This window comes from Azospirillum sp. Sh1 (genome assembly GCF_008365135.1).
Lineage (GTDB): Bacteria > Pseudomonadota > Alphaproteobacteria > Azospirillales > Azospirillaceae > Azospirillum > Azospirillum oryzae.
This window is the reverse complement of record NZ_VTTK01000030.1, coordinates 76,958-87,128: the sequence shown is the minus strand read 5'-3', so window position 1 is coordinate 87,128 and position 10,171 is coordinate 76,958. Positions and strand designations below refer to the sequence as shown.

Genomic DNA, 10,171 nt, shown 5'->3' with positions numbered 1-10,171 from the left:
ACCACGCCGTTGTCGAAGGTCTTGGACATCAGGATGGAGGCGACGGCGCGCTTGATGTCGGCGAACTCGTCGATGACGGCGGGCGTGTTGCCGGCGCCGACGCCGATGGCGGGCTTGCCGGAGGAATAGGCGGCCTTGACCATGCCCGGCCCGCCGGTGGCGAGGATCAGGTTGATGTCGGGATGGTGCATGACGGCGTTGGACAGCTCCAGCGAGGGCTCGTCGATCCAGCCGATGATGTCGTCGGGGGCGCCGGCCTCGACCGCGGCGGCGAGCACCAGGCGGGCGGCCTCGCAGGTCGATTTGCGGGCGCGGGGATGGGGGGAGAGGACCAGGCCGTTGCGGGTCTTCAGCGCGATCAGCGCCTTGAAGATGGCGGTGGATGTCGGGTTGGTGGTGGGGACGATGCCGCAGATCAGGCCGACCGGCTCGGCGATGGTGAGGATGCCGGCGTCATGGTCTTCGGAGAGGACGCCGCAGGTCTTGTCGTCCTTGTACTTGTTGTAGATGTATTCGGCGGCGAAGTGGTTCTTGATGACCTTGTCCTCCATCACGCCCATGCCGGTCTCCGCCACCGCCATCTTGGCGAGCGGGATGCGGGCGTTGGCGGCGGCCAGAGCGGCGCTGCGGAAGATCAGGTCGACCTTCTCCTGCGGGTAGTCGGCGAAGCGCGCCTGCGCCGCCTTCACCCGCGCGATCAGGGCGTTCAGGTCGGAAAGGGTCGTGACGGTCGTGACCATGATCGGGCGTCTCCCGTCGGGCGTCGCCATGCGGCCGGTCTCCCGGCCCGCAACGCCCGAATCTCGCGGTTCCATGCAGTATGTAGGAAACCTACATCCCGCCTGACCGCCGCGCAAGAGTGGTCATACCACTTGCCGTGAGAATTGATCTGGATCAGGTCAATCGAAGCGCACGCAGGAGAGCCTCTATCAGAGGCAGCCTCCTGCTCCGCCGAATCCGATGTGAAAAATCGGCAGCCCATAATGTAGTTTAACTACATTGTGACGGGCGTCTGAAAAGGGTCGTGCCACCCACAGCCGATCCCAATGAACTGACGGACGTTACGCCCCCGCCTTTCCTTCGTACCATGGCTTGGTTGCCTTGACGATGCGCACCACCGACAGCATCACCGGCACTTCGACCAGCACGCCGACCACGGTGGCGAGTGCGGCACCGGAGCCGAGCCCGAACAGGCTGATGGCGGCGGCAACCGCCAGTTCGAAGAAGTTGGAGGCGCCGATCAGCGCCGCCGGCGCCGCCACGCACCACGCCACCCCGAAGCGGCGCGACAGCCAATAGGCCAGCCCGGCGTTGAAATAGACCTGGATCAGGATCGGCACCGCCAGCAGGACGATGACCAGCGGCTGCGCCAGGATTTGCTCGCCCTGGAAGCCGAACAGCAGCACCAGCGTGGTCAGCAGCGCCAGCAGCGACACCGGCTGGATCCGGCCGAGCACGCGCGCCAGCGCCGGCTCGCCGCCGGCCGCCAGCAGGCTGCGCCGCCAGAACTGGGCCGCCACCACTGGAATGACGATGTAGAGCAGCACCGACAGCAGCAGCGTTCCCCACGGCACCGTGATCGACGCGACGCCCAGCAGCAGCCCGACGATGGGCGCGAAGGCGAACACCATGATCAGGTCGTTCAGCGCCACCTGACTCAGCGTGTAGTGCGGTTCGCCCTCGCACAGGTTCGACCAGACGAACACCATGGCGGTGCAGGGGGCCGCCGCCAGCAGGATCAGCCCGGCGATGTAGGAGGAAATCTGGTCCTGCGGCAGCAGCGGGGCGAACAGATGGCCGATGAACAGCGTGCCGAGCAGCGCCATCGAAAAGGGCTTGACCGCCCAGTTGATGAACAGCGTCACGCCGATGCCGCGCCAATGTTCCCGCACCTGTCCCAGTGCGCCGAGGTCGATCTTCAGCAGCATCGGTACGATCATCAGCCAGATCAGCACCGCCACCGGCAGATTGACCTGGGCGACCTCCGCCGCCGCGATCGCCTGGAACAGTCCGGGCACCAGATGGCCGAGCGCGATGCCGACGACGATGCACAGCGCCACCCACAGGCTGAGATAGCGCTCGAACAGACCCATGGTGGGACGCGCCGCCGGGGCGGTGGAGTGGACGTCAGCGGACATCGGTGCCGCCCCGCTGGGAAGATTCGGCCCGTGCCATGTCGTCCATTTTGCGCTTCAGCGCCATGCGGTCGAGCGACGCGATGGGCAGGGCGACGAAGGCCTGGATGCGGCGCTGGATCTGCCCGAACACTGTGGCGGTGAAGGCGGCCTTCTCCGCATCGGTGCCCGTGGCGCTGGACGGATCGGGGAAGCCCCAATGGGCGCTGATCGGTTGGCCCGGCCAGACCGGGCAGACCTCTCCGGCGGCGTTGTCGCAGACGGTGACGACGAAGTCCATGTGGGGGGCGCCGGGGGCGGCGAACTCGTCCCAGGTCTTCGACCGCAACTCCGCCGTCGGGAAGCCCAGCCGCTCCAGCAGGTCGCGGACATGGGGGTTGATGCGCCCGGACGGCTGGCTGCCGGCGCTGAAGCCGCGGAAGCGGCCCTTGCCCTCCCGGTTCAGCAGGCATTCGGCCATGACGCTGCGGGCGCTGTTGTGCGTGCACAGGAACAGCACGTTGTAGACGCGATGCTCGACCATTCTTCGCTCCGTTTGCAGGCGGTCAGCAGCCGCAGCGCGGGCCAGCCGACGCTCCGTTGCTCGTTTCTTCCTGATTTTCCGTATTGGCCGCCTCCGGCACCGACGCGCAGAGCGGCGCGCAGGCGGCGGGGTTGGCCGACCGGCCGCAGCAGTTTTCCGACAGGAAGCCGACGATGCCGGTCATCCGCCCGAAATCGGCCGAGTAGATCAGCGACCGGCTCTCGCGCCGCTGCACGATCAGCCCGGCATGGGTCAGGTTGGACAGGTGGAAGGACAGGGTGGCCGGCGCGACCGCCAGCGCCTCCGCGATCGCCCCGGCGGAGCGGCCCTCCGGCCCCGCCTCCACCAGCAGGCGGAAGATGTCCAGCCGCGTCTCCTGCGCCAGCGCCGCCAGTCCGGCCAGGACGTCCTTCTTCTCCATGCCGCCATCCCTGAATTCGACGTTTCGACAAACATGGAAATGCCAGCCGCGACCCGTGCTGTCAACGACGGTTCCATGACAATCGAAATAACAGTCGGTTACACCGCATCCCGCGGATGTGCGGAGCGTTGAAAACCAAAGGCCTCCGCGGCGGTGCCGGCGGAGGCCTTGGTGCGATGGGCTGTTTCGACCGGGGGCAACCGGCGGACCTTAGAAGCCGATAATGCCCGTCATCCAAAGAAGGATCACGATGATTCCCGGAACACCCAGAAGCCAGAGAAGAATGGGCATACTACGCCTCCCTAATCGGTTCAGCAGGTTGCAAGAGCAGAACTCTTCGATGCTTCCGAATCAACGGGACGACTTGCGATTATGTTCCAAGATTTTTTGCCATGCCCACGGTTCTGGCGAAATTTTCGACCGAACCGGCGGCGGTACCCTCAATCCTCCAGCAGCGGCCGCCCGTCGGCGATGATCGACACCAGGGCGTCCATCACCGCCCGCACCCGCGCCGACCGCCGCAGGTCGCCATGCACCAGCAGCCACAGTTCGCGCGGCTGCGGCGGTGGGGGAGGGGGATCCGGCAGGACCGCGACCAGCGAGGGATCGGACCGGCCGAGGAAATGCGGAATCGCCGCGATGCCGACGCCGGCCGAGGCCGCACCGCGCAGGCTCATCAGGTCGTTGGCGCGGAAGACGAAGGGGCGGCGGCCGGCGATCTGGCGCAGCCAGCGCTGTTGCGGCACATGGTCCAGGCTCTCGTCATAGCCGATGAACTCCCAACCGGCCTCGTCCCGGCCGTCGAGATAGCCTTGCGTGGCGTAGAGCCCATAGCCCATCGCGCCGACGCGGCGGGCCACCAGCCCCTCGTCCTCCGGCCGCTGCAGGCGCAGGGCGAGGTCGGCCTCCCGCCGGGTCAGGCTGACCGCGCGGGCATCGCCCACCAGTTCCACCACCAGCTTCGGCAGGGTCCGCCGCAGCCCGGCCAATCGCGGGGCGAGGAAATGGCTGGCGAAGGCCGGCGGGGCCGACAGGCGCACCGTGCCGGCCGGCTCGCCGGGCTGGCCGCGGGCATGGCGTTCCACCGCCAGCACGCCGTCCTCCACCCGGCGGGCAAGCGCCGCGAACTCCTCTCCCTCCGCCGTCGGGGCGTAGCCGCGCGGCAGCCGGTCGAACAGGCGCACGCCCAGATCGGCTTCCAGCGCCGCCACCCGGCGGGCGACGGTGGAATGGTCCACCCCCAGCCGCCGCGCCGTCGCCGACAGGCTGCCGCTGTCCGCCAGCGCCAGGAAGACGCGCAGGTCATCCCAATTCATTGCTTATGCCCTATCTGCGCAAAAACACTCAGACAATGCGCAGTTATGCCGAATTTCTGCGCGATGCGCCACAGATTAACCTCCGCTCCATCGCAACGACCGACGGAGACAGCCGCTATGATCCGCTCCATTCAGATGACCGCGCCGGGCGGCGCCGAGGTGCTGACGCACGCCCTTGTCGACCTGCCTGCCCCCGGCGCCGGGGAAATCCGCCTGCGCCATGAGGCCGCCGGGGTCAATTTCGTCGACATCTATCACCGCACCGGCCTGTACCCGCTGCCCTCATATCCCGCCACGCTCGGCGTCGAGGGCGCGGGCGTGGTGGAGGCGATCGGGCCGGGCGTGGACGGGCTCGCCGTCGGCGACCGCGTCGCCTGGGCCGGGCTGCCGGCCGGCGGCTATGCCGAGGCGCGCCTGCTGGCCGCCGACCGCGCCGTGCGCCTGCCCGACGGGGTGGAGCCGGTGACCGCCGCCTCGCTGATGCTGCGCGGGATCACCGTCCACATGCTGCTCAACCGCGTCTGTCCGGTGGGGCCCGGCAGCACGATCCTGGTGCATGCCGCCGCCGGCGGGCTCGGCCTGCTGCTGACCCAATGGGCGAAGAGCCTGGGCGCCACCGTGATCGGTACCGTCGGCAGCGCCGCCAAGGCGGAGATCGCCCGCGCCCACGGGCTCGACCACGCCATTCTTTATCAGGAGGAAGATTTCGTCATCGCGGTGCGCGACCTGACCGGCGGGCGCGGCGTCGACGTCGCGGTGGACGGCATCGGCGGCGACACGCTGCGCCGGACCTTCGACGCCGTGCGGCTGTTCGGCACGGTGGCCAGCGTCGGTCAGGCCGGCGGCCCGGTCTCTCCCATCGAGCTGTCCGAACTTGGGCCGCGCCGCTCGCTCTGCCTCGCCCGGCCCAGCGTGTTCGGCTACATGTCCGACCTCGCCGCCTACCGCGTCGCCGCCGAAGAGGTGCTGTCGCGTGTCGCCAATGGCCTGAGCGCCGGCCCGGTGACCTGCCTGCCGCTGGACTCCGCCGCCGAGGCCCATCGCGCGCTGGAAGGGCGCGGCACCAGCGGCGCCCTGGTATTGACGCCGGCCTGATGGCCGATTGACACCGGCCTGATGCGCCGCCTATCGCGGCGCCAGCCACTTCTCCATCGCATAGTTGTGGATCGGCACGTCGCCGATCCGCAACTCGCGGCGCTCCAGCATCGCGAAGCCGCGACGCAGGAAGAAGGGGCGGGCGGCCTCGCTCGCCTCCACATGCAGGCGGGGATGGCCGATTGCGCGGGCGCGCGCCTCCAGCCTGTCGACCAATGCCGACATCACGCCGCGGCCGGCGGCTTCCGGCGCGCAGTAGAGGAAGTTGATGTGGCCGTCCGATTCGACGTCGCTGAAGGCCACCGGCCGGTCGGCCTCGTCCACCACGACCAGGGCGACGCGGCCGTCGCCATAGGCTTCCCGCACCCGCTCCACCGTCGGCGCCAGCGCGGCCCAGGCCGCCACCTGCTCCGGGCTGTAGAAGCGCGGGCCGATGCCGCGGACGGAGCGGACATAGATCTCCGCCAGAACCGGGGCGTCCGACGGCCGGTAGTCTCTGATCCTCATCTGCCCCATCTTTCGGCCCATCTTCAGGCGGTCATTTCGCCGGCGCCAACCTCAGGACCGCGCCGTCGGCGGCATCGGTGATGACATAGAGGGCGCCGTCCGGTCCCTGTGCCACATCGCGGATGCGCGCGTCGAGCGGAATGCGCTCCACCTCCTTCGCACTGGCCCCGTCGATGGCGACGCGCACCAGCCCCTTTGCGCTGAGGCCGCCGAGCAGGGCGCTGCCCTGCCAGTCGCGGAACAGTCCGCCGGTGTAGAACACCATGCCGGAGGGCGAGATCACCGGCGTCCAGTGCACCGCCGCGTCGGCGAACTCCTTGCGGGTCGGCGGGTCGGGGATGTCGCGGCCGTCGTAATGCTTGCCCCAGCTGACCACCGGCCAGCCGTAGTTCCGGCCGGCTTCCGGCCGGTTCAGCTCGTCGCCGCCCAGCGGCCCCATTTCGCCGATCCACAGAGCGCCGCTGCGCGGGTCGATGGCCGCCGCCTCGACGTTGCGGTGGCCGTAGGACCAGATGGCGCCGGCCGTCCGGCCTTCGCCGGCGAAGGGGTTGTCCTTCGGCAGCGAGCCGTCGCGGTTCAACCGGACCACCTTGCCCAGCGTATTGTCGCGCTTCTGCGCCGGATCGAACTTGAACCGTTCGCCCAGCGTCAGGAAGATGTGGCCGTCGGAGGCGAAGGCGATGCGGGTGCCGAAATGGTTGCCGCCGTCCACCTTGGGCGACTGGCGGAAGATGACCTGGAAATCCTCGATCCCGCGCTCTCCCAGCGTGCCGCGCCCCAGTGCCGTCCCGGCGGTGCCCCCACCCCCGTTGCCTTCTCCGGGCTCGGCATAGGCGAGGTAGACCGTCCTGTTGCGGGCGAAATCCGGATCGGCCGCCACGTCCATCAGCCCGCCCTGGCCCTGGTTGAAGACCTTCGGCGTGCCGGCCAGTGGCGGGGAAAGCGACCCGTCGCGTGCCATGATCCGCAGCCGCCCCGGCTTCTCCGTCACCAGCGCCCGGCCGTCCGGCAGGAAATCGATGCCCCAGGGCCGCTCCAGCCCGTCGGCGAAGCGGCTGACCTCCACCGGCCCGGCGCTGGTCGGAACGGTCCTGACCGCCTGCGCCAGGGCAGGGCCGGTGGCGAAAAGGCCGGCGACAAGAAGGGATGTGGCCGACAGGGTCAGGGCGCTGCGCATCACGATCCTCCGGTATCTATTGGCTGGCCTTCAAGGTGGGGGTGCCGAACCTGCGGCCAAGGCCGGCCACTCCGAAAGACTCCGATACCGCCGCGCGCGGAAGGGGCATCGACGAAATTCGTCACATCATTATGCGCATACCCAGGTAATCCGAATCCGGATCCCCGCTGTTATCCCTTCCGTTGCGCCATGGGTGTGACGCGGGGAGCAGGGCACGGGATATGGAAAGCATCTTGCGCCGGCTGAGGTCCAGCTTGCCTCACGCGGCCTGGGCACAGTATGGGATCACGCTGCTGCTGGTCGGGCTGACGGCGCTGGTGCGCTACGCGCTGGACCCGCTGCTGTTCAAATACCCGTTCCTGGTCTTCCTCCCGACCATCCTCGTCATCTCGCTGCTGTTCGACCGCGGGGCGGGGTATCTGGCGGTGGTGCTGTCGGGGCTGTGCTCCGCCTGGTTCTTCATGAAGCCGGAGTGGGCGCTTTGGATCGCCGAACCGGGCGACCGGCTGGCCTTCCTCATCTACATGGCCCTTGGCTTCGGGATCGCCGGCGGAGCCAACGCCCTGCGCCGGACGAACGAGCAGTTGCGCCTGTCCTGGGACCAGCTGTCCGCCGTCAACGCGGAAAAGGATCTGATGCTGCACGAGATCCACCACCGGATCCGCAACGACCTGCAACAGATCTGTGCCCAGCTGACGCTTGCCGCCCACCGGTCGGGGACCGGGCAGGACATTGTCAACGGCACCATCGAGCGGATCGGCGTGCTGTCGCGCGTCTATGTCCGCCTGCGCCGGGTGGAGGGCGTCAACATCGTCGGTTCCAGGGACTTCCTGGAAAGCCTGGTGGAGGACATCCAGCTCGGCGTCGTCGGGGTCCGGCCGGTTGCGGTCAGCGCGGAGGTGGACGACGTCGACCTCGACATGGGTGTCGCCGTGGCGGTCGGCACCATCGCCAACGAGCTGATCACCAACGCGCTGAAATACGCCTTTCCCGACGGCCGATCCGGCCGCATCGACCTGACCTTCCGCAAGGAGGAGGGGGAGTGCGTGCTGCGCGTCTGCGACGACGGCGTGGGCATCCTGTCGGACCGGCCGCAGGGGACCGGGCTGGGCGGCCGGATCATGCGGCAGCTCGCCCTGCAACTGCGCGGCAACCTCGACATCGAACCCCGGCCGGAGCATGGACTGCCGGAGCATGGACTGAAGGTCACACTGCGCTTTCCCTGCTGCCGGGAGGCGCTGCCGGACGACAGGCCCGCCGCGGCATGACCCGCCGCATGAAACGAGGGGCCGCGCCAGTGCGGCGCGACCCCATCCAGGGAACGTCCAGGCCAATAGCGACCGAGGGCCGTCCGGATCAGAAGTCCATGTCGGCGCCGGGGGCGGGCATGGCGGGCTTCTTCTCCGGCAGCTGGGCGACCATCGCCTCGGTGGTGATCAGCAGGCCGGCGACGGAGGCCGCATCCTGCAGCGCGGTGCGCACCACCTTGGCCGGGTCGATGATGCCGGCCTTCACCAGATCGCACCACTCGCCCTTGGCCGCGTCATAGCCGACGCTGTAGTCCTTGCTGTCGTTCAGCTTGCCGACGATGATCGAGCCGTCGACGCCGGCGTTGGTGGCGATCTGGCGCACCGGGGCGGTCAGCGCCCGGCGCACGATCTCGATGCCGACGCGCTGGTCGTCGTTGGCCGGCTTGACGCTCTCCAGCACCGCGACCGCACGGGCCAGCGCAACGCCGCCGCCGGGCAGGATGCCTTCCTCCACCGCCGCGCGGGTGGCGTGCATGGCGTCGTCGACGCGGTCCTTGCGCTCCTTCACCTCGACCTCGGTGGCGCCCCCGACGCGGATCACCGCGACGCCGCCGGCCAGCTTGGCCAGCCGCTCCTGCAGCTTCTCGCGGTCGTAGTCGGAGGTCGTCTCCTCGATCTGCTGACGGATCTGGGTGCAGCGGGCCTTGATGTCGTCCTTCGACCCGACGCCGTTGACGATGGTCGTGTTGTCCTTGGTGATGACCACCTTGCCGGCGCGGCCCAGCATATCGATGGTGACGCTGTCCAGCTTGATGCCAAGCTCCTCGCTGACGACCTGGCCGCCGGTGAGGATGGCGATGTCCTCCAGCATGGCCTTGCGGCGGTCGCCGAAGCCGGGGGCCTTCACCGCCGCGACCTTCAGGCCGCCGCGCAGGCGGTTGACCACCAGGGTCGCCAGCGCCTCGCCCTCCACCTCCTCGGCGATGATCAGCAGCGGCTTGCCCGACTGCACCACCTTCTCCAGCACCGGGATGATGGCCTGGATGCCGGACAGCTTCTTGTCGTGGATCAGGATGTACGGATCATCCAGTTCCACCTGCATCTTGTCGGCATTGGTGACGAAGTAGGGCGAGGTGTAGCCGCGATCGAACTGCATGCCCTCGACCACGTCCAGCTCGGTCTCCAGGCTCTTGGCCTCCTCGACCGTGATGACGCCCTCATTGCCGACCTTCTCCATCGCGCGGGCCAGCATGTCGCCGATCTCGCGGTCGCCGTTGGCGGAGATGGTGCCGACCTGGGCGATCTCCTCGTTGGTGGTCACCTTCTTGGAGCGGGCCTTCAGCTCCGTCACCACGGCGTCGACCGCCATGTCGATGCCGCGCTTCAGGTCCATCGGGTTGATGCCGGCGGCCACCGACTTGGCGCCCTCGCGCACGATGGCCTGGGCCAGCACGGTGGCGGTGGTGGTGCCGTCACCGGCCAGGTCGGCGGTCTTCGACGCCACCTCGCGCAGCATCTGCGCGCCCATGTTCTCGAACTTGTCGGCCAGCTCGATTTCCTTGGCGACCGACACGCCGTCCTTGGTGATGCGCGGGGCGCCGAACGACTTCTCGATCACCACATTGCGGCCCTTCGGCCCCAGCGTGACCTTCACGGCGTCGGCCAGGATGTCCACGCCGCGCAGCATCTTGTCGCGGGCGGTGGAGCCGAACTTCACGTCCTTCGCAGCCATGGTCCTGTTCCTCCC

General features: G+C 68.6%; 10 protein-coding genes. 2 read left to right on the top strand and 8 right to left on the bottom strand.

Translation table 11 applies throughout. The features are described 5' to 3' along the window. The 5 genes from FZ029_RS24630 to FZ029_RS24610 all read right to left on the bottom strand — a co-directional run. Window positions 1-740 (bottom strand): aldehyde dehydrogenase family protein (locus FZ029_RS24630; protein ID WP_247892479.1); only part of this gene is annotated, 740 nt, incomplete at its 3' end. Between the two features lie 321 nt (window positions 741-1,061). Further along, window positions 1,062-2,138, bottom strand: coding sequence for an ACR3 family arsenite efflux transporter (arsB, locus tag FZ029_RS24625; RefSeq protein ID WP_247892477.1), 1,077 nt, complete (start codon window positions 2,136-2,138; stop codon window positions 1,062-1,064). After that, the gene (locus FZ029_RS24620; protein ID WP_149272352.1) at window positions 2,128-2,658 is read right to left on the bottom strand and encodes an arsenate reductase ArsC; all 531 of its coding nucleotides are present in this window, start codon (window positions 2,656-2,658) and stop codon (window positions 2,128-2,130) included. The genes arsB and FZ029_RS24620 overlap by 11 nt, the downstream gene beginning before the upstream one ends. A gap of 22 nt (window positions 2,659-2,680) precedes the next feature. Further along, window positions 2,681-3,079, bottom strand: coding sequence for a winged helix-turn-helix domain-containing protein (locus FZ029_RS24615; RefSeq protein WP_149272351.1), 399 nt, complete (start codon window positions 3,077-3,079; stop codon window positions 2,681-2,683). Window positions 3,080-3,519: 440 nt separating this feature from the next. Further along, window positions 3,520-4,395, bottom strand: coding sequence for a LysR family transcriptional regulator (locus FZ029_RS24610; RefSeq protein ID WP_149272350.1), 876 nt, complete (start codon window positions 4,393-4,395; stop codon window positions 3,520-3,522). Window positions 4,396-4,512: 117 nt separating this feature from the next. Between FZ029_RS24610 and FZ029_RS24605 the strand changes: the two genes are divergently transcribed. Further along, a complete protein-coding gene (locus tag FZ029_RS24605) occupies window positions 4,513-5,490 on the top strand; it encodes a quinone oxidoreductase (RefSeq protein WP_149272349.1) in 978 nt (325 codons plus the stop codon). Between the two features lie 30 nt (window positions 5,491-5,520). Here FZ029_RS24605 and FZ029_RS24600 read toward each other — a convergent pair whose 3' ends face one another. Both FZ029_RS24600 and FZ029_RS24595 read right to left on the bottom strand, forming a co-directional pair. After that, complete coding sequence (locus FZ029_RS24600) at window positions 5,521-5,997, bottom strand: GNAT family N-acetyltransferase (RefSeq protein ID WP_149272348.1); 477 nt, start codon at window positions 5,995-5,997, stop codon at window positions 5,521-5,523. Between the two features lie 31 nt (window positions 5,998-6,028). Then, window positions 6,029-7,174, bottom strand: coding sequence for a PQQ-dependent sugar dehydrogenase (locus FZ029_RS24595; RefSeq protein ID WP_149272347.1), 1,146 nt, complete (start codon window positions 7,172-7,174; stop codon window positions 6,029-6,031). Window positions 7,175-7,428: 254 nt separating this feature from the next. On the opposite strand from FZ029_RS24595, the gene FZ029_RS24590 reads away from it, so the two are divergent. After that, on the top strand, window positions 7,429-8,442 hold the full coding sequence (locus FZ029_RS24590; RefSeq protein ID WP_188052042.1) for a DUF4118 domain-containing protein: 1,014 nt from the start codon (window positions 7,429-7,431) through the stop codon (window positions 8,440-8,442). Window positions 8,443-8,530: 88 nt separating this feature from the next. Here the strand turns inward: FZ029_RS24590 and groL are convergent, their stop codons facing one another. Beyond that, window positions 8,531-10,156, bottom strand: a complete 1,626-nt coding sequence (gene groL, locus FZ029_RS24585; RefSeq protein WP_149272345.1) for a chaperonin GroEL — start codon at window positions 10,154-10,156, stop codon at window positions 8,531-8,533. Window positions 10,157-10,171 lie beyond the last annotated feature (15 nt).